21 protein-coding genes are annotated in these 21670 nt (G+C 65.3%); 13 read left to right on the top strand and 8 right to left on the bottom strand.

What is annotated here, in order from left to right; translation table 11 throughout:
- Genes BJ6T_RS00975 through BJ6T_RS00960 form a run of 4 tightly spaced genes read left to right on the top strand, consistent with a single transcriptional unit; the run spans position 1 to position 3755 of the window.
- Entirely contained in the window at positions 1–1218 is a 1218-nt protein-coding gene (locus BJ6T_RS00975) for a substrate-binding protein (RefSeq protein ID WP_014490411.1), read from the top strand.
- A gap of 6 nt (positions 1219–1224) precedes the next feature.
- Positions 1225–2346, top strand: a complete 1122-nt coding sequence (locus BJ6T_RS00970; RefSeq protein ID WP_014490410.1) for a branched-chain amino acid ABC transporter permease — start codon at positions 1225–1227, stop codon at positions 2344–2346.
- Entirely contained in the window at positions 2333–3067 is a 735-nt protein-coding gene (locus BJ6T_RS00965; RefSeq protein WP_014490409.1) for an ABC transporter ATP-binding protein, read from the top strand. Before BJ6T_RS00970 ends, BJ6T_RS00965 begins: the two co-directional genes overlap by 14 nt.
- Positions 3060–3755 (top strand): branched-chain amino acid ABC transporter ATP-binding protein, encoded by a 696-nt coding sequence (locus BJ6T_RS00960; RefSeq protein ID WP_014490408.1) that lies wholly within the window; start codon positions 3060–3062, stop codon positions 3753–3755. Before BJ6T_RS00965 ends, BJ6T_RS00960 begins: the two co-directional genes overlap by 8 nt.
- 101 nt (positions 3756–3856) lie before the next feature.
- Here the strand turns inward: BJ6T_RS00960 and BJ6T_RS00955 are convergent, their stop codons facing one another.
- The 4 genes from BJ6T_RS00955 to BJ6T_RS00940 form a co-directional block, all read right to left on the bottom strand.
- A complete protein-coding gene (locus BJ6T_RS00955; RefSeq protein ID WP_161170724.1) occupies positions 3857–5404 on the bottom strand; it encodes a L,D-transpeptidase family protein in 1548 nt (515 codons plus the stop codon).
- A gap of 463 nt (positions 5405–5867) precedes the next feature.
- Entirely contained in the window at positions 5868–6818 is a 951-nt protein-coding gene (locus BJ6T_RS00950) for an acetyl-CoA carboxylase carboxyltransferase subunit alpha (protein WP_014490406.1), read from the bottom strand.
- A gap of 260 nt (positions 6819–7078) precedes the next feature.
- Positions 7079–8035 carry a site-specific tyrosine recombinase XerD gene (xerD, locus tag BJ6T_RS00945; RefSeq protein ID WP_014490405.1) on the bottom strand — a complete coding sequence of 319 codons (957 nt, stop codon included), beginning with the start codon at positions 8033–8035 and terminating at the stop codon, positions 7079–7081.
- A 17-nt stretch (positions 8036–8052) separates the two neighbouring features.
- Positions 8053–8199, bottom strand: coding sequence for a hypothetical protein (locus tag BJ6T_RS00940; protein WP_014439243.1), 147 nt, complete (start codon positions 8197–8199; stop codon positions 8053–8055).
- 170 nt (positions 8200–8369) lie between these two features.
- Between BJ6T_RS00940 and BJ6T_RS00935 the strand changes: the two genes are divergently transcribed.
- Genes BJ6T_RS00935 through BJ6T_RS00925 form a run of 3 tightly spaced genes read left to right on the top strand, consistent with a single transcriptional unit; the run spans position 8370 to position 11475 of the window.
- The gene (locus tag BJ6T_RS00935) at positions 8370–8996 is read left to right on the top strand and encodes a shikimate kinase (RefSeq protein ID WP_014490404.1); all 627 of its coding nucleotides are present in this window, start codon (positions 8370–8372) and stop codon (positions 8994–8996) included.
- Positions 8993–10141 (top strand): 3-dehydroquinate synthase, encoded by a 1149-nt coding sequence (aroB, locus tag BJ6T_RS00930; protein WP_014490403.1) that lies wholly within the window; start codon positions 8993–8995, stop codon positions 10139–10141. Before BJ6T_RS00935 ends, aroB begins: the two co-directional genes overlap by 4 nt.
- Before the next feature lie 29 nt (positions 10142–10170).
- On the top strand, positions 10171–11475 hold the full coding sequence (locus BJ6T_RS00925; protein WP_014490402.1) for an HlyC/CorC family transporter: 1305 nt from the start codon (positions 10171–10173) through the stop codon (positions 11473–11475).
- A 132-nt stretch (positions 11476–11607) separates the two neighbouring features.
- On the opposite strand, the gene BJ6T_RS00920 is transcribed toward BJ6T_RS00925, so the two are convergent.
- Positions 11608–11877, bottom strand: coding sequence for a BolA family protein (locus BJ6T_RS00920; protein WP_028170093.1), 270 nt, complete (start codon positions 11875–11877; stop codon positions 11608–11610).
- Between the two features lie 158 nt (positions 11878–12035).
- On the opposite strand from BJ6T_RS00920, the gene BJ6T_RS00915 reads away from it, so the two are divergent.
- Positions 12036–12668, top strand: a complete 633-nt coding sequence (locus tag BJ6T_RS00915; RefSeq protein WP_014490400.1) for a J domain-containing protein — start codon at positions 12036–12038, stop codon at positions 12666–12668.
- On the opposite strand, the gene BJ6T_RS00910 is transcribed toward BJ6T_RS00915, so the two are convergent.
- A complete protein-coding gene (locus BJ6T_RS00910) occupies positions 12665–13711 on the bottom strand; it encodes a sensor histidine kinase (protein ID WP_014490399.1) in 1047 nt (348 codons plus the stop codon). The genes BJ6T_RS00915 and BJ6T_RS00910 overlap by 4 nt on opposite strands.
- Before the next feature lie 185 nt (positions 13712–13896).
- Positions 13897–15000: a citrate synthase/methylcitrate synthase gene (locus BJ6T_RS00905; RefSeq protein ID WP_014490398.1), complete on the bottom strand. Its 1104-nt coding sequence runs from the start codon at positions 14998–15000 to the stop codon at positions 13897–13899.
- A 79-nt stretch (positions 15001–15079) separates the two neighbouring features.
- Here BJ6T_RS00905 and BJ6T_RS00900 point away from each other — a divergent pair, with 79 nt between their 5' ends.
- Positions 15080–16291: a citrate synthase family protein gene (locus BJ6T_RS00900; RefSeq protein WP_014490397.1), complete on the top strand. Its 1212-nt coding sequence runs from the start codon at positions 15080–15082 to the stop codon at positions 16289–16291.
- Positions 16292–16321: 30 nt separating this feature from the next.
- Here BJ6T_RS00900 and BJ6T_RS00895 read toward each other — a convergent pair whose 3' ends face one another.
- The gene (locus BJ6T_RS00895) at positions 16322–16981 is read right to left on the bottom strand and encodes a DedA family protein (protein WP_028170094.1); all 660 of its coding nucleotides are present in this window, start codon (positions 16979–16981) and stop codon (positions 16322–16324) included.
- 292 nt (positions 16982–17273) lie between these two features.
- Between BJ6T_RS00895 and cobS the strand changes: the two genes are divergently transcribed.
- From cobS to BJ6T_RS00875, 4 genes are read left to right on the top strand one after another with little or no spacing between them, the layout of a single operon-like run.
- A complete protein-coding gene (gene cobS, locus BJ6T_RS00890; RefSeq protein ID WP_014490395.1) occupies positions 17274–18272 on the top strand; it encodes a cobaltochelatase subunit CobS in 999 nt (332 codons plus the stop codon).
- Positions 18273–18275: 3 nt separating this feature from the next.
- Entirely contained in the window at positions 18276–18686 is a 411-nt protein-coding gene (locus BJ6T_RS00885) for a GNAT family N-acetyltransferase (protein WP_014490394.1), read from the top strand.
- The gene (cobT, locus tag BJ6T_RS00880) at positions 18683–20590 is read left to right on the top strand and encodes a cobaltochelatase subunit CobT (protein ID WP_014490393.1); all 1908 of its coding nucleotides are present in this window, start codon (positions 18683–18685) and stop codon (positions 20588–20590) included. The genes BJ6T_RS00885 and cobT overlap by 4 nt, the downstream gene beginning before the upstream one ends.
- Positions 20587–21657 (top strand): esterase-like activity of phytase family protein, encoded by a 1071-nt coding sequence (locus tag BJ6T_RS00875; RefSeq protein WP_014490392.1) that lies wholly within the window; start codon positions 20587–20589, stop codon positions 21655–21657. Before cobT ends, BJ6T_RS00875 begins: the two co-directional genes overlap by 4 nt.
- Positions 21658–21670 lie beyond the last annotated feature (13 nt).

The following is a 21670-nucleotide window of genomic DNA, read 5'->3' as shown; positions in this document are numbered from 1 at the left end:
ATGTTCGATCGTACTCAGCTTTCGCGCCGCCGCTTCCTCTCCAATCTTGCCTTTACCACCGGCGCGGTCGCGACCGGCGTCGGCAGCTGGGTGATCCCGGCGCCCTGGGCGAACGCTGCGGAAGGCCCGATCAAGGTCGGCATCGCGACCGATCTCACCGGCCCGATCGCCTATGCCGGCAATGCCGATGCCAATGTCGCCAAGATGGTGATCAAGGAGATCAATACGGCCGGTGGTCTGCTCGGCCGTCCGCTCGAGCTCTATATCGAGGACACCGCCTCGAACGAATCCGTCGCCGTCGGCAACGTCCGGAAACTGATCCAGCGCGACAAGGTCGACATGGTGCTGGGCGGCATCACCTCGTCGATGCGCAACGCGATCAAGGACCCGATCGTGGCGCGCGGCAAGACGCTCTACATCTATCCGCAGCTCTACGAAGGCAAGGAGTGCACGCCCTATCTGTTCTGCACCGGGCCGACGCCGGCGCAGCAGTGCGACGAGTTCATCCCCTGGCTGATCAAGAACGGCGGGAAGAAGTTCGCGCTGCCGAGCGCCAACTATGTCTGGCCGCACACGCTCAACGTCTACGCCCGCAAGGTGATCGAGCAGAACGGCGGCGAGGTCGTGTTCGAGGAATATTACCCGCTCGACCAGGTCGATTTCTCCGCGACCGTCAACCGGATCATCTCCAACAAGGTCGACGTCGTCTTCAACACCGTCATTCCGCCGGGCGTCGGCCCGTTCTTCAAGCAGCTCTATGAAGCGGGCTTCCTCAAGAACGGCGGGCGCCTGGCCTGCGTCTACTATGACGAGAACACGCTCAACATCAACCAGGCCGCCGAGATCGAGGGGCTCGCAAGCTGTCTCGACTATTTCAAGGTGCTGACCAAGGAGAACCCTTTCGACGCGAAAATCCAGGCGGCGTATGAGAAGGACTTTCCCGGCAACTTCCTGTTCGCGGCCGGCAGTGCCGCGACCGGCACCTATCGCGGCCTCAAGCTGTGGGAAGCCGCCGTGAAGGAGGCCGGCAAGGTCGACCGCGATTCGGTTGCCGCCGCGCTCGATCACGCCAAGATCGCCGAAGGCCCGGGTGGGCCGGCCGAGATGGTGCCGGGCAAGCGGCACTGCAAGATGAAGATGTACACCGCCGTCGCCAAGGGTGGGAACTACGAAATCGTCGGACGCAGCGACGGGCTCGTCGATCCCAAGGAATGCTGAGGCGGAATGCCTAAGTCGATGAGTGTGGTAAGAGAAGCCATCGCCGGCGACGAAGCGGACGATGCGATGGCTGAACGCGTGGCCGCGGGACAGGCCAAGGAACAGGTCAAGGCAGGACGAAAGGTCCTGCCGATCGTGGAGGGCGTCGTGCTCGTCGCGGCGCTGCTCGCGCCGCTGGTGCTGCAGGACTACCTCACGGTGTTCGCGACGCGCGTGATCATCCTCGCGCTGTTCGCGTTGTCATTCGACCTGGTCTGGGGCTATGCCGGCATCATGAGCTTCGGCCAGGCCCTGTTCTTCGGCTCGGCCGGCTATGGCGTCGCGCTGCTCGCGCGCGACCTCGACATCACCAACATCTTCCTGGTGCTGCCGGCGGGAACGCTGATCGGCCTCACCTTCGCGCTGCTGCTCGGCGGCTTCCTGCTGCTCGGACGGCATCCCTCCAGCGTGATCTTCGTGTCGCTGGGCACGCTGACCGGCTCCTACGCCGCCGATCGCCTCGCGCGCGGCTGGTACTATCTCGGCGGCCAGAACGGCATCCCCTCGATCGCGCCGATGTCGCTCGGCGGCTACGAGTTTACTGAAGGCCCGGCTTTCTACTATCTCGTGCTCGGCATCCTCGTCGTCGTCTACCTGCTCTGCCGCTTCCTGGTGCGCTCGCAATTCGGGCTGGCGCTCGCAGGCCTGCGCGAGAACGAGCAGCGCATCGCCTTCTTCGGCTACAAGGCGCAGCATCTCAAGGCGATCATCTTCGCGATCGGCGGCGCCATCGCAGGCCTTGCCGGCAGCCTTTATGCCTTCCACGAGGGTTTCGTCTGGCCCAACATGGTCGGCGTCGTGGTCTCGACGCAGGTGGTGCTCTATGTGCTGTTCGGCGGTTCCGGCACGTTGATCGGCGCCGTCATCGGCACGGTGATCGTCGAGGGCGTCAGCTTCTGGCTCTCCGACAACTACCGCGACATCTGGCCGATCATCCTCGGTCTGCTGCTGCTGCTCGTGATCCTGTTCCGGCCGCTCGGCCTGATCAGTTTTGTGCTCGGCGAGCGCGAACGTGTCGGCAGCTTTGGTGCCAGGCCCAAGGGGACCGAGAAGGAGACCGACAAGGAGAAGCGCAATGCCGCTCCTTGAAGCCGCCGGCATCAGGAAGATCTTTGGCAAGCTCACCGCGCTCGACGGCGCCGCGCTCACCGTCGGCGAGAACGAGTTTCACGGCCTGATCGGACCGAACGGGTCCGGCAAGAGCACGCTGATGAAGTGCATTGCGGGGGCCGAGGTGCCGACCCAAGGCAAAGTGAGCTTCATCAACACCGACATCACCGCGTTCACGCCGACCGAACGGGCCCGGGCCGGCATGAGCCTGAAATTCCAGATCACCAGCGTGCTTCCGACGCTGACGCTCTACGACAACATCCTGCTCGCGCTGCAGGCGCAATCCTCGCTGTTCGATCTCGTATTCTCGCGCACGCGGGGCGCGCTGCACGACCAGGTCATGACCATGCTGACGCAGTTCCGCCTCGCCGATCGTGCCTTCGACGCGGCGGCCGCACTGTCGCACGGCCAGCAGCAATGGCTGGAGATCGCGATGGCGCTCGCGGGCAAGCCGAAGCTGCTGCTGCTGGACGAGCCGACCGGCGGCATGAGCCTGGAGGAGCGCCGCGTCACCGGTGAACTGCTTCAGCCGATCAAGCAGCATTGCTCGCTCGTCATCGTCGAGCACGACCTCGATTTCATCCGCGACATCTGTGACCGTCTCACCGTGCTCGACCAGGGCAAGGTGCTGGCATCGGGCACCGTGTCCGAGATCCAGGCCAACAAATCCGTTCAGGAGATCTATCTGCGCCGTGCCTGAATTTTTGGACATCAAGCATCTCGACGCGGGCTATGGCCGCAGCCAGGTCCTGTTCGACGTCACCCTCGGCATTCCCTGGCGCGGCGGCGTCGCCGTGCTCGGCCGCAACGGCGCCGGCAAGACCACGCTGATGAAGACCATCGTCGGCGAGCTGCCGGCATGGAAGGGCGAGGTCGCGTTCGACGGACGCGACATCAGCCGCCGCGCGACCCAGGAGCGCGTGCGCGCCGGCATCGGCTACGTGCCGCAGGAGCATTCGGTGTTCGCGCGCCTGTCGGTGCGCGACAATCTCGCGGTCGGCTCGCTCGCCAGCAAGAAGGCCGACGCGGTCGACCATGTGCTGACCATCTTCCCGAAACTCGGCCAGCGCCTCGACCAGCCCGCCGGCACCCTCTCCGGCGGCGAGCGCAAGATGCTCGCCATCGGCCGCGCGATGCTGGGCGATCCGAAGCTGTTGTTGCTGGACGAGCCGACCGAAGGCGTCTGGATCGGCGTGATCGAGGAGATCACCGAGCGCCTGATCGAGCTCGCGAAGAGCATCGCCGTCATCATCGTCGAGCAGCACCTCGACCTCGCGCTGCGCGTCGCCGATTACGCCTATGTGCTGGACCGCGGCAGGGTCGCGTTGCAGGGGCAGGCGAATGACGTGCGCGGCAATCCGGAACTGATGCGGTACCTGGCGCCGTAGGGTGCGCTGCCCGCCTTTAAGTGAGGCGCACCGCTCTCACCGTGGCTCGACTGACGGCGTCCAGCTGAGATGGATCGGAGAGATTGAGCGGAACGCGGCCCTTACTTCACCGCCCCAAAGCGGCTGTCGAACGAGTTCGACGACACCACCGGGGCAGCGCCCATGATCTGCGTCGCTTCACTCGCGCCATCGCTCACCGACGGCTTCAGCGCCGGACGCGTCGCGGCGAGGCGCGTGTCCGGCTTCACCGGTTCGGCGGGCTTGGCGGCGGCGACGGCTGGCTTGGGCGCGTCCTTGGTCGTGTCGCGGCCGGGCACGAACCTCGTCACCGCGGCCTTCAGCCTCGACGTCGCGGTGGGCGGCGTCGCGGGCGCGGCGACCGGAGCCACGGAGGCGGTCGCCTGAGGGGGAGGCGTGGTCGCCGTGGTGTCGGCGGTGCCGAGGCCCATCTTGCGGCCGAGGTTGGAGAAGAAGCCGCCTGACGATTTCTCGCTAGCCGGCGCGGCCGCGGCGACGCGGGTGGTGGCAGCGGGCGCGCTGACGGCGACGACCGGCTCCTGGTTCGCGGGAGCGGTGGCGACCGCATCGAGATTGGGCTTGGGCGGATTGACGTGTCCGGGGATCGTGCCCGGCGCCTTCGCCATCGCCAGCATCTCCAGGGTCGAGCCTTCGGCGTTCTCCGAGAGTCCGGTCGATCCCTCCGGAATCTTTGAGGCAAAGATCTTGTTCATGCCGCCGTCGATGCCGGTGTTCATGCGCGCCATCGGCGTGCCCTTGGCGACGAGCTTGTTGTATTCGGCCTGGTCGCGCGCATCCTTGTCGCGCACGGCGCTGGCGATCTCCTCGGGGATCACATAGGCCGGGCACTTTGCCGAGGCGTCGAACACCGGATCGCGCTTGGCGTCGGGCGTCTTGGCTGCGTCGAAGACGTACTTCTTCTCGCAGAAATCGACCTTCGGCTCCTGCCGCGTCACCTCGAAATGGTCATAGCCTTCCTTGATCATCTTCCAGAACGGCATGTTCGGGTTGTTCCGGTGCTTGGCCATGTTCACCGGCGTCATCTTGAACGGATAGGCCTGGAGCTGGAACGCCTTCTGGCCGCCGAAGAACGACTCGCGGCCAAGCGAATAGATCTCCGCGATCTGCTCGTCCGTCATCGCGTAGCAGCCGCGCGACGAACAATCGCCGTGGACCATCAGCTGCGATCCGGTGCGGCCCAAGGCCTTGTCGAACGCATTCGGATAGCCCGTGTTGAACGACAGGTAATAGGCCGACTGCGGATTCATCTGGCCCGGATTGATCGAGTAGAATCCTTCCGGCGCCTGGCGGTCGCCTTCGCGCACCTTCGGACCCAGATCGCCCGACCAGCGGCAGATCGGATAGGTCTTGAGCAGCGCGAACTGGCCGTTGCGGGCCTGCTTCCAGACCTCGAGCTCGGCCTCCTGCTTGAACAGCCGGACCAGGATCGGCGATTGCAGATCCATGTTCTTCTCGACCATCGCGGCGAGAAGCTTTGGCGGCACCGGCTGGTTGGCCTTGGCGTTGGTCGCGAGCGAGACCTGGTCGGTGTCGCAGCCGGTCAGCAGAACACTGGCCGTCAGCAGCGCAACCGAAGCCAAAAGCGCGCGAGCAAGCGAACGAGAAATCAAGATGGACCCCACACCGTGCCGGGCAAGCAGCGCGAACCCCAATCTCGAAGCATGATCCGACCGGAGATCCGGACCCGTCGTGACGGGCTTTTTCGAACCACGCTCCAGCGCTTGTGCCCTGAAGCCATTGATTAAAATTCTAACCTCTGGGTCATGTGGTCGCAACCCGAGCTGGGATCACGAGCCCGTTGGCCCAGTGGCATGGTCAACGAAGACTAAATGGACGCGACTTTGGGCCGTACTTGGGCTTTTCGGCCCAATCCGGACAGAGATCGCTGATTTGGGCAAAAAAAGGGTTAACGGGGAGTTACCGGAGGTCTCGTAGGGTGGGCAAAGCGACTTGTCCGCCGTAGCTCGAAGAGCGAAGGCGGAAGCGTGCCCACCATTCTCCGCCGTCAGACCGGCTGGTGGGCACGGTGCTTTGCGCCTTTGCTCACCCTACGGGACCGGAATCTGACCCGAATCAGCCCAGTTTCCGGCCGATATCGAGGAATTTCTGGCGCCGCTGCCTGCGGATGGCGTCACCATCCAGGCCGCGGAGCTCGTCAAAGGCCTTGGCGATGGCATCGCCCGTGGTGGCGATCATGGCGGCGGGGTCGCGGTGGGCGCCGCCGACCGGCTCCTTCAGAATGCTGTCGATCACCCCGAAGCGCAGCATGTCCTGCGCGGTGATCTTCATGTTGTTGGCGGCTTCCTGCGCCTTGGAGCCGTCGCGCCACAGGATCGAGGAGGCGGCCTCAGGCGAGATCACGCTGTAGATCGCGTGCTCCAGCATCAAGACCTTGTTGGCGGTGGTGATGGCGATGGCGCCGCCCGACATGCCTTCACCGGTAATGATGGCGACGTTGGGCACGGTCAGCGCCATGCAGGCATCGGTCGAGCGCGCGATCGCCTCAGCCTGGCCGCGCTCCTCGGCGCCGATGCCGGGATAGGCGCCAGCGGAATCGGCGAGCGACAGCACGGGCAGGCCGAACCGCTCGGCCATTTCCATCAGCCGCACGCATTTGCGATAGCCCTCGGGCCGCGCCATGCCGAAATTGTGCCGGATGCGACTCTCGGTGGAATCGCCCTTTTCCTGGCCCATCACGCAGATGGCTTCACCGCGGAAGCGGCCGAAGCCGGCAACCAGCGCCTCGTCCTCACCGAATTTGCGGTCGCCGGCGAGCGGGGTGAATTCGGTGATCAGGCCCTTGATGAAGTCGTTGAAATGCGGCCGCTGCGGATGCCGCGCGACCAGCGTCTTCTGCCACGGCGTCAGGTTCAGATAGAGGTCGGCCAGCGCCTGCGCCGCCTTGTCCTCGATCTTCCCGATTTCCTCGGAGATATCGGTGCCCGAGGCCGCAAGCGTCCGCAGCTCGTCGACCTTGGAGTCGAGCTCGGCGACCGGCTTTTCGAAGTCGAGATAGCTGCGCATGTGATTCTGGCATCAACTCAATATAGCGAGGACGGGGCGAGGCGTCGAAGCGGGTTTGGATCGGCGGAAAGAAATGTAGCTTCTTCAATGAGTTGGCTTGTGTGCTCTGGAGCAGCCCGCCAAATCATGCGTGAGGCCACGGCTCTTTCTGCGGAGATGTGGCCGAAGTCAAGGCGGTTTGGCGCCTTGGCTCAACTCTCGTGTCCCGGACGCGCTGCAGCGCTTCTATAGCGCTGCTGCGCAGAGCCGGGGCACGAGACCTATTTCTCCGCCAGCGGGTGCAGGTCGCGCACCAGGCTCTTCAGGCGTTCCTCGACCACATGGGTGTAGATCTGGGTCGTGGAGATGTCGGTGTGGCCGAGCAGGGTCTGCACGATGCGCAGATCCGCGCCGTTGTGCAGGAGGTGGCTGGCAAAGGCATGGCGCAGCACGTGCGGGGAGACCAGCCGGGCCTGCAGCCCCGAGGCGACAGCAAGCTCCTTCAGGTCGCGGGCGAAATGCTGCCGCGTCAGATGCCCGCTCTCGCCGAACGATGGGAATAGCCATTTCGAGGCGGCCACGCTGTTCTTCTTGTCGGCCTTTGCTGCTTCCGTCGCCGCGAGATAATCGGCCATCGCCTGCCGTGAGGCCTCGTTGAGCGGCACCAGGCGTTCCTTGTTGCCCTTGCCGCGCACCACGATCATGCGGGCGTCGCGTTTGGCCGCGGAGCGCGGCAGCGCCACCAGCTCGGAGACGCGCAGGCCGGTGGCGTAGAGCACCTCGAGCAGGCAATAGAGCCGCAACGCGCGCAGCCGTTTCGAGGGCGAAGCGTCCTCCGCCTCGCTCAATTCCTTGGCGCGGCGGAGCATGCGGTCGACATCCGCGATCGACAGCACCTTCGGCAGGCCGCGGCCGCGCTTGGGGCCGGACAGGATCGCCGCGGGATCTTCGGTGCGGATGCGCTCGTTCAGGAGAAAGCGGTAGAGATGCCGCATCGCCGACAGCCGCCGCGCGACGCTGGTGGACTTGAAGCCGCGGCTGTCGAGATCGGCGAGGTAATCGCGCAGGATTTGCGTCTCGGCGTCGGCAAAGCTGTGCCCGACGCGGCCCAGAAATTCCGAGAAATCGGTGAGGTCGCGGCGGTAGGCGTCGAGCGTATTGGGGCCGGCGCCCTGTTCCGCCGCGAGCATGTCGAGGAACAGGCCGGTGAGCTTGCTGTCTGAGGGCTGTACGCGCATGCCCTGGAAGCTAGCTCCTATTTCTTGAGAAATTTATCCGGTGGGATCGTCACCGTCATTTCTCGTGACTTCGGGCTCACGAAGTTCGCCAGCGCGAAGACCACGCCATAGACGATGCCGGCGATCACGGCGACGACCGTCAGGAAGCGGAACAGGCTGGGCATCGGGCAAGGTCTCGGGAAGGTCTCAGGCGTCCAAATTAACCAATGAAATCATCCAACATGTTCGCCGTTTCGTGGCAAGAGTCCTCTGGCGAGGGCCCCGAGGGGGTCGTATAGGTGGCCCAAGCATGCCGCCTCCGGCGGCAGATCGAGCGAGACCCAGAGCGAGATTTATGCCCGACGCCGCGTTGCCGATACAAGCCGCCCCTGAGGCCGACATCCTGTCGGCGCTCGGGACGCGCTCGATCGTGCTCGTCGGCATGATGGGGGTGGGCAAATCCACCATCGGCCGCCGCATGGCGGCCCGGCTCAAGCTGCCCTTCGTTGACGCCGACACCGAGATCGAGATCGCTCATGCCGGCATGACCATACCGGAGATTTTCGAGCGCCATGGCGAGCCGTATTTCCGGGATGGCGAGGCGCGGGTGATCGCGCGCCTGCTTGACGGCGAGCCGATCGTGCTGGCGACCGGCGGCGGTGCCTTCATGCGCGAGGAGACGCGCAACCGCATTGCGGCCAAGGCGGTCTCGATCTGGCTCAAGGCCGACCCCGACGTCATCATGCGCCGGGTGCGCCGCCGCGCCGATCGCCCGCTGCTCCAGACCGCCGATCCCGAAGGAACCGTGACGCGCCTGCTCACCGAGCGCGAGCCGATCTATGGCCGTGCCGACCTCACCATCGCCTCGCGCGACGTGCCGCACGACAAGATCGTCGAGGAATGCATCGAGACGCTGCGCGCCCATCTCCGCGGCGAACAGGCCGCCCAATCACCTGCCGACGTTGCGAGTGCCGTACGATGACTGCGCCGTTGAAACATTCCGATCCTGTCAACGTCGATGTCGCACTCGGCGATCGCGCCTATGACATCGTCATCGGCCGCGGCGTGCTGGCCTCGCTCGGCGAGCGGGTCGCGCGCTTGCGACCCGGCGTGCGTACGGCAATCGTCACCGATCGCACCGTCGCAAAACACTGGCTCGAGCCGACCGAAGCGTCGCTCGCTTCTGCCGGCATTCCGACCTCGCGCATCGTGGTCGAGGAAGGCGAGATCTCCAAAACCTATGCCGGCCTCGAAAAGGTCAGCGAGGCCCTGATCGCCGCGAAGATCGAACGCAACGATCTCGTCATCGCGCTCGGCGGCGGCGTGGTCGGCGATCTCGCCGGCTTTGCGGCCGCGATCCTGCGGCGCGGCGTCGATTTCGTGCAGGTGCCGACCTCGCTGCTGGCGCAGGTCGATTCCTCCGTCGGCGGCAAGACCGGCATCAATTCGCCGCAGGGCAAGAATCTGCTCGGGGCCTTCCACCAGCCCGTGCTGGTCATCGCCGACACCGCCGTGCTCGACACGCTGTCGCCGCGGCAGTTCCGCGCCGGCTATGCCGAGGTCGCCAAATACGGCGTGCTCGGCGACGAAGCCTTCTTCACCTGGCTGGAGAAGAACCACTCCGACATTTTCAAGGGCGGTTCGGCACGCGAGCACGCGATCGCGACCTCCTGCCGCGCCAAGGCCGGCGTGGTCTCGCGCGATGAGCGCGAGACCGGCGAGCGCGCGCTGCTCAATCTCGGCCATACCTTTGGCCACGCGCTGGAGGCCGCGACCGGTTTCTCCGATCGCCTTTTCCATGGCGAGGGTGTTTCGATCGGCATGACGCTGGCGGCGCAGTTCTCGGCGAAGCTTGGCATGATCGGCGAGGCCGATGCCGCGCGCGTCGAGCGTCACCTCATCGAGGCCGGCCTGCCGACCCGCCTGCAGGACATCGCCGGTTTCGCGCAGGAAGGGCTTGCCGACGCCGACGCGCTGATGGCGCTGATGGCGCAGGACAAGAAGGTCAAGCGCGGCAAGCTCACCTTCATCCTGCTGGAGGCGGTCGGGCGGGCCGTGATCGCGAAGGACGTCGAGCCGGCGCCGGTGCGCGATTTCCTCAAAGAGAAGCTCGCGCAGAAGGCTTGATGCGCGGCTAACCGGTTTTTGAGTGGTGCATGGACTGGCTCGGATTCACCATCGTCATTCTCTGTCTGCTCGTCTCAGGCTTCTTCGCCGCGAGCGAGACCGCGCTGACCGGCGCCTCGCGCGCCAGCATGCTGCGGCTCTCCAAGCAGGGTAACCACGACGCCGATGTCGTCTCGCAGCTGCTCGACATGCGCGAGCGCCTGATCGGCGCTCTGCTGCTCGGCAACAACATCGCCAATATCAGCGCGTCCGCGCTCGCCACCAGCATCTTCACGGCCTGGTTCGGCGATGTCGGCGTGCTCTATGCCACCGGCGTGATGACGGCACTCGTCGTGATCTTCGCAGAGGTGCTGCCGAAGACCATCGCCATCAACGCGCCCGACCGCATGGCGCTTGCGGTCGCGCGCCCGATGCGGCTGACGATGTATGTGCTGGGACCGTTGCTGCGGATCGTCGAGGTCATCGTCCGTGTGCTGATGCGCTTGTTTGGTCTGGCCGGCGAGCACCAGGCGATCCTGTCGCCGACCGAGCGGCTGCGCGGCGCGGTCGACCTGTTGCACCACGAGGGCAAGGTCGAGAAGCAGGACCGCGACATGCTCGGCGGCCTGCTCGATCTGCGCGAGCTGCAGGTCTCCGACGTCATGATCCATCGCACCGAGATGATGATGATCAATGCCGACCTGCCGCCGGAGGAACTGGTGCGCGAGGTGCTGGCGACCGAGTACACCCGCATTCCGCTGTGGCGCGAGAAGCCGGAAAACATCATCGGCGTGCTTCACGCCAAGGATTTGTTGCGCGCAATCCGCGCGTCCGACGGCGATACCTCGCGCATCGACGTCTCCACCATCGCATTGCCGCCCTGGTTCGTGCCGGAGATGCGCCCGGTCTCCGAGCAGCTCAAGGCGTTTCGGCGGCGAAAAACCCATTTCGCCCTCGTCGTCGACGAGTACGGCGAAGTTGAAGGTCTCGTGACGCTGGAAGACATTCTGGAAGAGATCGTCGGCGACATCTCCGACGAGCACGATGTCGTGGTCGCCGGCGTGCGCGCCCAGCCGGACGGCTCGGTCGTGGTCGACGGCTCGGTGCCGATCCGCGATCTCAACCGCGCCATGGACTGGCACCTGCCCGATGAAGAGGCGACGACGGTCGCCGGTCTCGTCATTCACGAGGCGCGCTCGATCCCCGACCGCGGCCAGAGTTTCACGTTCCACGGCTTCCGTTTCCGCGTTCTCCGCCGCGAACGCAACCGCATCACCGCGCTCCGTATTTCACCGGTGCCGCGTGAGGCGGAGATGGAAGAGGCCAAGCCCAGGCGGGCCGGGACGTCGTTTTGACGCACATTGTCATCGTCCGCCTTGTGCGCAGTTGCGCACTGGGGCGGACGATCCAGTACGCCGCGGCAGCTCGATTCTAGCCGCGCCGCCGTGGAGTACTGGATGCCCCGCCTTCGCGGGGCATGACGACCGTTATCCTTCCCCCGGCGCCTGCGCGTGGATCGCGAGCGCGTGCACGCTGCCTGAGAGTTCCGCAGCCAGCGCCGAATTTATCATGCGGTGGCGATCGACCCGGCTCTTCCCTTTGAAGGCCTGAGACACAATATAAACGCGAAAGTGTGTCTCGCCGCTCGGTCGATGGCCGGCGTGGCCCTCATGCAAATGTGACTCGTCGACGACCTGCAGGCTTTCCGGCGTGAAAGCTTCCCGCAACTTGTTGCTGATAGTGTCTTTCATAACCATGAGTGCCATTAAAGCGCGCAGCCGCACTCCGTCAATTGCATAGGCCGCCTGCGGCGGCCGTACCTCGAAGACGCCGGAGTGAAACTTCGGCTGCGGGTTCCCAGCTAATTGCAATGTCAAGACTTGAAGGTTTTTGCATTGCGTAGTCAAAGTCAGTCATGCCGATCGATTCATCAAAGTTCTTCGACTCCATCCGGGTCAAGCCGAAAGGCAAGCAGCCGGAAGTGAAGCCGCGCGACGCCGTGGTCAATTGCGAATGGGCCGGGTGTCAGAACAAGGGCGCGCACCGTGCGCCGAAGGGCCGCGAGAACCAGCGCGAGTACTGGCACTTCTGCTTGAACCACGTGCGCGAGTACAACCAGAACTACAATTTCTTCTCCGGCATGAATGCCGATGCCGTCGCGCGCTACCAGAAGGATGCGCTGACCGGCCACCGCCCGACCTGGAAGATGGGCGCCAATGGCGGCAAGAAGGGTGCGGAAGCCGAGATCGACATGGCGTCCGATCCGTTCAGCATGTTCAGTGAGATCAACGGCCGCGCAGGCTGGCGGAAGGGTCCGCAGGCCGAGCCCAAGGCTGAGACGCGCAAGGTGATGAACGCCGAGCGCAAGGCGCTCCAGGTCATGGGCCTCGGCCCCGATTCCACGCTCGCCGACGTCAAGAGCAAGTACAAGGCGCTGGTCAAGCAGCACCACCCCGACGCCAACGGCGGCGACCGGTCGACCGAAGACCGCCTGATCGAGATCATCAAGGCCTACAATTATCTGAAGACGGTGGTCCGCGAGGCCTAGGCTACGCCTTCTGGGAAGGACAGTTCGCAAACCAGTCCTTCCGGCCTCCACTGTCGGGTAATGGTTCCGCGCAAGGTCCGGATGATGCCGTCGACCGCACCGATTCCAAAGCCCTTGCGCGTCGGCGCCTCGTTGACCCGGGGACCGCCGCTCTCCGACCAGTGCAGCACGAGAGGCTCTGCGCCATTGGTCTCCCAGCTGATCTCCAGCCTGCCCGAAGGCCCCGACAGCGCGCCATATTTGGCGGCGTTGGTGGCGAGCTCATGCAGCGCGACTGCGATCGACTGGGCCAGCGTAGGCGGCAGGCGGACGTCGTCTCCCACGATCGTGATCCGCTCGCCGTCCCGGCTTGCGTACGGCCGGAGTTCCTCCTCGACGATGGTCTTCAGATTCGCGCCGGTCCAGCGCGAAGCCGAAAACAGCCTCTGCACGTTGGCAAGCGCGCTGAGCCGGCCTGCAAACACGGTCTGGAACTCTTCCGCGGTATCCGCCTTCGTCAGCCGCAGCATCGCCTGAGCGACTGCGAGCAGGTTGTTGGAACGATGATCGACCTCGGAGGTGAGGAGCATCATCCTCTGCTCGGCCTGCTTGCGAGCCGTGATGTCGACCAGCATGTTCACCGCGCCGACCAACCGGCCGCGTTCGTCGCGCAGCGGCGTCGGATATGGCATGAAGCAGATCCGGGAGCCGTCCGGCCGCTCGGCCACGGCCTCGACGTCGCGCACTGGCCGGTTCTGCTTGAGCGCGATCGCCATCGGGCATTCAGCGTGGGGAAGCGCCGTGCCGTCGGGCATATAGAGCTTCCAGGTCACGCACCACATCTCGCCGATCTTCGGCGTGCGTCCGGCAAAATCGATGCAGGCCCGATTGAAGAAGGTGATGCAGCCTTCCGCATCGGTTGTGTAGATCGCGACCGGCAGAGCCTGCAGCAAGTCGCGGAATCGTCTTTCAGAATCCGTGCCGGCCTCGGTCCGGTTGGCGGCATAGCCGGCGGCGATCTCGCCAATCCTGGCCTCGTCCGAATGTCCAAACAGGTCCAGCATTGGAATCTTGATCCGAGGGGGCTCACGGTTAAGTCCCCAGACTCAAAGATGTTCCAAGGTCGTCGCCCGGACCGTGCGCGCGTTCTCGCAATTACGATCTCGCGCGACGGCCCTGCCGTGTCATCGTGCGTCCGGGCGAGGCACGACAGCGCGGCGAACGGCCCGGCTGTCGTGCGCCTTCTGCTCTATTCGCCGGAAGCCTTCGGCATTTCACCCACATATGACGAGCTCGGCCGGATCAAACGCCCCGTCCGCTGTTGCTCGCGCGCATGGGCGGTCCATCCCGCTGCACGCGCCGCGGCGAAGATCGGCGTGAAGGCTTGGCGTGGAATGGCGAGAGCATCGAGCAGAATCGCCGTGAAGAACTCCACATTCGTCTCCAGCGGCCGGTCCGGATTCTTCTTGCGCAGCGCGCTGCGGATATAGGCCTCGACCTCGCCGGCAAAGGGCAGGTCAGCGCCATCCGCCGAAAGCCGCTCGATCGCGGCCTTGAGCACGTCGGCGCGCGGATCGCGCACGCGATAGACGCGATGGCCAAAGCCCATCAGCCGCTCGCCGCGGGCGAGGGCCGCATCGACCCATGGCTTGACGCGTTCGCTGGAGCCGATCGCATCGAGCATTTCCAGCACCGGCTCCGGCGCGCCGCCGTGCAAGGGACCGGTCAGCGCGCAGTATCCGGCGGTGATGGCGGCGAACAGGTCGGCCTGCGTCGAGGCCACCACGCGCGTCGCGAAGGTCGAAGCGTTCATGCCGTGGTCGCAGACCGTGACGAAATAGGCGTCCAGCGCCGCGACCTCACGCGGCTCCGTTGAGGCGCCGCGCAGCATCCGCAGCGTATCGGCGGCGTGGCTCGCATTTGGATCGGGCGCGACCGGCTCCAATCCCTTGGCACGAAGGACCAGCGCGCCTGCGATCACCGGAAACGCGCCGACGATCGTCGCCTCATGTTCCAGCCCGTTCTCCGCGCGCAGGCCCGCGACTGCCGCTCGGAACCCGTCGACGATGCCCATGCCGCGTGTCGCCGGCAACAGCTCCGGCAACCGCGCGAACGCTCGCTCGCGCGCTGCGCCCAGGCTCGCCCGCACATTGGCTTCGCTTAAGCTGGTCTTGCTCGCGCCGTTCCAGAGCCGGGCGGTGACGCCCTCGAAGCTCGACTGGCTTGCGAGGGTGCCGACATGCTCGCCGGCGATGATCAGCTCGCCGCGCTCGCCATCGACATGGCTCAGCACGGTCTCGGCCGCGGGAACGCCGTCCAGCCCGATCTGGCTTTTGGTGAGGTGGATGTTCATGACCCAATCTCCTTTGCACTGCACCAGGAGAAAATCGGTCCTCTCGACAGATTGATCAATCTTGATTACATAAATCAATATGAATAATTCCGAGGAACTCTATCTGTCGGCCCGGGAAGCTGCCGCCGAGCTCGCGATCTCGCCGGCCACGCTCTACGCCTATGTCAGCCGTGGCCTGATCCGCTCCGAGCCGACGCCGGATTCGCGCAAGAACCGCTATCGGGCCGAGGACGTGCGCGCCCTCAAGGAGCGCCGGGTGCCGTCGCCGGAGCCGCGTGGCTTGCGCAGCTTCGATGCCGACCTGCCTGTCATGGACACGGAGATCTCGACCATCACCGAGGAGGGCGCGATCTACCGCGGCGTCAATTGCGTCGATCTCGCCGAGAACGACACGCTGGAGCACACGGCGACGCTGCTGTGGGACGTCTCCGACGTCGATCCCTTCACGCCGGACAATCAGCCCCAGATCTCCGACGAGATGCGCGCAATCGCGGAGGCCGCCCGCCGCGCCGCGCCGATCGACCGTGCCATCGCAGTGCTGGCGCTTGCGACCAGCGCGGACGCGCGTGCCTACACCCGCGCGCCCGATGGCCGGGCGATGGTCGGCGGGCGCATTGTCCGCCTCCTGGTCGCGACCATGCTCAACGCCGAGCCGTCATCCGAGCCGCTGCACCAGCAGATCGCGAAGGCCTGGGCGCCCGACAACAAGCACGCGCCCGACCTCATCCGCCGCGCTCTGGTGCTGCTCGCCGATCACGAATTGAACGCCTCGACCTTCACCGCGCGCTGCGCGGCATCGACCGGCCTCAACCTCTATGACTCCGTCATCGCCGGCCTCGCCGCGTTGAAAGGGCCGAAGCATGGCGGCGCCGGCGTGCTGGCCTCGCAGCTCGTCAAGACGCTGATCGATCGCGATGTCGCCCCGATGGTTCGCGAGCGCGTCGCCCTAGGTGAGCGCTTTGCCGGCTTCGGCCACGGTGTCTACAAGCGCGGCGATCCCCGCGCGCAGTCGCTGCTGAACGCGCTGGCGCGTGCCGGCGCGCCACGAAAATTCACGCGCGAAGTGCCGGAGCGGATCATCGAAGCCACCGGCGAGCTCGTCAACATCGACTATGCGCTCGCCGTCCTCGTGCACGCGCTGCGCCTGCCCTTGGGCAGCGAGCTCGCGCTGTTCGCGATGGCCCGCAGCGTCGGCTGGATCGCGCACGCCAGCGAGCAATTGCAGTTCGGCAAGCTGATCAGGCCGCGGGCAAGGTATGTGGGGCCGGCACCGGGGCGGCGGGCTAGTTAGAATCTCTCTGCGAGTGCGCCGTCCTCCGCACTAACCCCGCGGCTTGGACGTCGCGACGAGGCCGTTCTGCCGGCGGCGGTAGTACCAGATGCCAAGGCCGCCGATGATCGCCACGGCCACCACCATCAAGATCCAGATGTGCTTGAACGGATGCCCATGGTGCGGCACGCCGAAATATTGGTGGAGGGCCGATACCGCCAGGACGCCCGGCAGCACATGCGCGGGAGCCCAGAGCAGGATCGCCGGGATATTCACGGCATAAAACTTTGCGGGGGTCATCCCCAGCGCGCCGGCGGTGACGGGCACGAAGGCGCGGATCGGCGGCACGAAACGGGCGAAGAACACGGCCCAGGTGCCGAAGCGGTCGAAGAAGCTTTCGCTCTCGGCAACCACGCGCGGATAGTTGGTCAGCGGCCAGGTATTGAGGATCTCGCGCTGCCGCCGGTGCCCGATCCAGTAGGCCGAGCCGTCCCCCAGCACGGCGCCGATCGCCGCCGCCAGCAGCACCCATTGCAGCTTCAATTCCCCGCCCGGAACCAGCGCGCTCAGCGCCAGAATGATGGTCGAGCCGGGGATCACCGACCCCACCACCGGAACGGCTTCGAGCAGCGCGGCCAGGAACAGGGTCAGATAGGCCAGCCACGCATGGGCCGAAACGAAGGATATGAGGGGATCGAGAAAGGACGTCACGTTTTCTTGGGGGCTGGAGCACCGGGGTTCGGACCCTACATAAGTAGGTGCACGCGGTAAAAGTGCCATTCGCGTAGGCAGGCCACGCCTCCCGCCCGAAATTCGAGCGTGATTCGCAAGGCAGCCCTCCAAAAATCGCGTTCCTTGCCTATCTAAATGAAAAGACAATGGAACTTTGATTGAGGCGCGGGCTTCTGCCGGCACGTTGTCTCTGATAGGTTCGCAACCGCACCCAGCCGCAGCCAACGTGCAAATAACTGGTCTCGGGACCGCCCGGGGCCTCGGAGGATTGATGACGACCGCCGCCCTGTCCAAAGTTGAGGAAGTTTCCGGTCTGCCCGACATGAAGGTGTCGGTGCGCCAGGTGTTCGGGATCGACAGCGATCTCGAAGTCCCGGCCTATTCCGAAGTCGATCCTCATGTGCCCGAAGTCGATTCCGACTACCGCTTCGACCGCGCCACCACACTCGCCATTCTCGCCGGCTTTGCCCGCAATCGCCGCGTGATGGTCACCGGCTATCACGGCACCGGTAAATCCACCCATATCGAGCAGGTCGCCGCGCGCCTGAACTGGCCCTGCGTGCGCGTCAATCTCGACAGCCACATCAGCCGTATCGACCTCGTCGGCAAGGACTCGATCGTGGTCCGCGACGGCAAGCAGGTCACCGAATTCCGCGACGGCATCCTGCCCTGGGCGCTCCAGAATAACGTCGCGCTGGTGTTCGACGAATACGACGCCGGCCGCCCCGACGTGATGTTCGTGATCCAGCGCGTGCTGGAGGTCTCCGGCCGCCTGACGCTGCTCGACCAGAACAAGGTGATCAAGCCGCACCCGGCGTTCCGCCTGTTTTCGACCGCCAACACGGTCGGCCTCGGCGACACCTCGGGCCTCTATCACGGCACCCAGCAGATCAACCAGGGCCAGATGGACCGCTGGTCGATCGTCACGACGCTGAACTATCTCAGCCATGACGAGGAAGTGGAGATCGTGCTGGCCAAGGCCAAGCACTATCGCACCCAGGAGGGCCGCGACATCGTCAACAAGATGGTTCGCCTCGCCGATCTCACCCGCAACGCCTTCGCCAATGGCGATCTGTCGACGGTGATGAGCCCGCGCACGGTGATCACCTGGGCGGAAAACTCCGACATCTTCGGCGATATCGGCTTCGCGTTCCGGGTCACCTTCCTCAACAAGTGCGACGAGCTCGAGCGTCCTCTGGTCGCCGAGTTCTATCAGCGCTGCTTCAACGCGGAGCTGCCGGAATCGGCAGTCAACGTGGCGCTTAGCTGATCCATGCCAACCATCACCGTCGAGCGCACCATTGGGACCACCAAGAAGGCTGTGCTCGCCGGGCTCGGCGCCTACAACGACGAGAAGTTTGGCAAACAGAAGGTCAAGAGCATCGCGGTCTCGTTGAAGGACGGCCGCAAGATCGCCGGCGGCATCGTCGGGCACCTCTGGGGCACGGTTCTGTTCATCCAGTATTTCTGGATCGACCAGAAGCAGCGCGGCAAGGGGCTTGGCACGAAGCTGATCGCCGCGATCGAGGACGAGGCAAGACGGCAGGGCGCGATCCAGGCCCATGTCGACACGATGAGTTTTCAGGCGCCGGGCTTCTATCGTTCCTGCGGGTACGAGGAGTTCGGCACCCTCAAGGGCTATCCCGGCGGCGTGACGCGCCATTCGTTTACGAAGTCGCTATGAGCACATCATCATCCAACTCCAAATTCCGTAACACCAAGGAAGCCCCGACCGAGCCGTTCAAGCGCTCGGTGGCCTCCTGCCTGAAGGCGATCGCGAAGTCGCCCGAGCTCGAGGTCAGTTTTGCGGCCGAGCGTCCCGGGCTCGCGCCGGGCAAGGCGCGCTTGCCCGAACCCGCGCGAAAGATGACCAAGCGTGATGCCGCGATCGTGCGCGGCCACGCCGACTCCATCGCGCTCAAGATCGCCTGTCACGATGCAAAGCTGCATCGCAAGCTGATGCCCGGCAATCCGCAGGCGCGCGGCGTGTTCGAGGCGGTCGAGCAGGCCCGCGTCGAGGCGATTGGTGCGCGCCGCATGGCGGGCGTTGCGAAAAATCTCAGCGCGATGCTCGACGATCATTTCCATCGCGGCAAGTTCGACGAAATCACCGACCGTGCCGACGCGCCGCTGGCGGATGCGCTGGCGATGCTGGTGCGCGAGCGCCTGACCGGCATGGCGCCGCCGACGGCGGCGAAGAAGATGGTCGATCTCTGGCGGCCCATTCTCGAGGACAAGATCGGCAAACGGCTCGACCGGCTCGATGGCCTGGTCGAGGACCAGACCAGGTTCGGCGACGCCGTGCATGACCTGTTGACCGCGCTCGAGCTCGGCGACGAGCGCAGCGCCGACAGCGAAGACAACGACGACGACGAGGAAAACCGCGACGGCGACAACGACCAGTCCGGCGCCGAAGGTTCGCCCGATTCCGACGCCGCGCAGGAGATGAGTGCCGACCAGGCGCAGGCCTCCAGCGAGGAGATGAGCGAGAGCGCGATGGAAAGCGCGCAGGCCTCGACCTCCGACACGTTCGACGACGGCGAGCTCGGCGACGACGAGACGCCGGGCGAGGCGACGCGTCCGAACGCGCACGGCAAGAACGAGCCGCGAGGGCCGGAATATCATGCCTTCGCGCCGAAATTCGACGAGGTCATCGCCGCCGAAGACCTCTGCGACCATGACGAGCTGGAGCGCCTGCGCGCCTATCTCGACAAGCAGCTCGCGCATCTGCAGGGCATCGTCGCCCGCCTCGCCAACCGCCTTCAGAGGCGCTTGATGGCGCAGCAGAACCGCGCCTGGGACTTCGACCTCGAAGAGGGCATTCTGGATCCGGCGCGGCTGTCGCGCGTGGTGACCGATCCCTATCACCCGCTGTCCTTCATGCACGAGAAGGAGGCGACGTTCCGCGACACCGTGGTGACGCTGCTGCTCGACAATTCCGGCTCGATGCGCGGCCGCCCGATCACGGTCGCCGCGACCTGCGCCGACATCCTGGCGCGAACGCTGGAGCGTTGCGGCGTCAAGGTCGAGATCCTCGGCTTCACCACGCGCGCCTGGAAGGGCGGGCAATCGCGCGAGGCGTGGCTTGCCGCCGGCAAGCCGGCCAATCCCGGCCGCCTCAACGATCTCCGCCACATCATCTACAAGTCCGCCGACGCCCCCTGGCGGCGTGCGCGGAAGAATCTCGGCCTGATGATGCGCGAGGGTCTGCTGAAGGAGAACATCGACGGCGAGGCGCTGGACTGGGCGCACAAGCGCCTGCTCGGCCGCCCCGAGCAGCGCAAGATCCTGATGATGATCTCCGACGGTGCGCCGGTCGACGATTCCACGCTGTCGGTCAATCCCGGCAACTATCTCGAGCGGCATCTGCGCCACATCATCGAGGAGATCGAGACCCGCTCGCCGGTCGAGCTGATCGCGATCGGCATCGGCCATGACGTGACGCGTTACTATCGCCGCGCGGTGACGATCGTGGATGCCGAAGAGCTCGGCGGTGCCATCACCGAGAAGCTCGCCGAGCTGTTCAGCGAGACCAACACCGCGCCCACGCATCAGGCCGGTCGCCCGCGACGCAAATTGCATTCGTGAGCAAGCAATCGTCCCGCCGCAGCTTTCTTGGCCACGCGGCGGCGGGATTTTCCACTCTCGCACTCTCCCGACTGGCGCAGGCGCAGCCCACGACCGAGCCGCCGCCGCGCGCCGCGCAGATCGAGCACGCCGTCACCGAGGCTGTCAGCGTCGAGGTGAACGCGCGACCGATTCCCAATTTCGAGCCGCGCGACCGCTCGCGCGTGCGCTTCGGTCAGCTGCAATATCGCAGCGGCCTGGTGCTGACCTCGCCCTATCGCGGCTTCGGCGGCCTGTCCGGGATCCGGCTCGATGCGAAGGGCGAGCGCTTCCTCGCGATCTCCGACCAGGGCGGCTGGTTCACCGGCAGCATCCGCTATTCCGGCGACACGATGATCGGGCTCGACGGTGTCGAGGCGTCCCCGATGCTCAATTCCGAGGGCCGGCCGATCACGGAGAAGCGGTTCTGGTACGACACCGAGTCGCTCACGCGCGACGGCAATGTCGTTTATGTCGGGCTCGAACGCGTCAACCAGATCCTGCGCTTCGATTTTGCCAAAGGCGGCACGCGCGCCCGCGGCGAGGTGTTGCCGACGCCGCCCGCCGTGCGCAAGCTGCCCTCCAACAAGGGGCTCGAAGCGATGGTCGTCGTGCCGAAAGGCCAGCCCCTGGCAGGCACCCTGATCGCCTTCTCCGAGCGCGGGCTCGACGCCGACGGCAATCTGGTCGCGTTCCTGATCGGCGGTCCGTCGCCCGGCCAGTTCAGCGTCCGCCGCACCGAAAAATTCGACATTAGCGATGCCGTGCTGCTGCCGTCCGGCGAGCTTCTCATCCTCGAACGCAAATTCTCCTGGTTCACCGGCATCAACATCCGCATCCGGTCGATCCCCCTGAAATCGATCGCTCCCAATGCGCTGGTCGACGGGCCTGCGCTGTTCGCCGCCGATCTCGGCCACGAGGTCGACAACATGGAAGGCATCGACGCCCACGTCACGCCCGAGGGCGAGACCGTGCTGACGCTGGTGTCGGACGACAATTTCTCGATGCTCCAGCGCACGCTGCTGCTGCAGTTCACGCTGGTGGAGTAGGCTCGTCCCGCAC

Origin of the sequence: Bradyrhizobium japonicum USDA 6 (genome assembly GCF_000284375.1) — a bacterium.
GTDB lineage: Bacteria > Pseudomonadota > Alphaproteobacteria > Rhizobiales > Xanthobacteraceae > Bradyrhizobium > Bradyrhizobium japonicum.
This window is presented reverse-complemented; position numbering and strand designations above follow the sequence as displayed.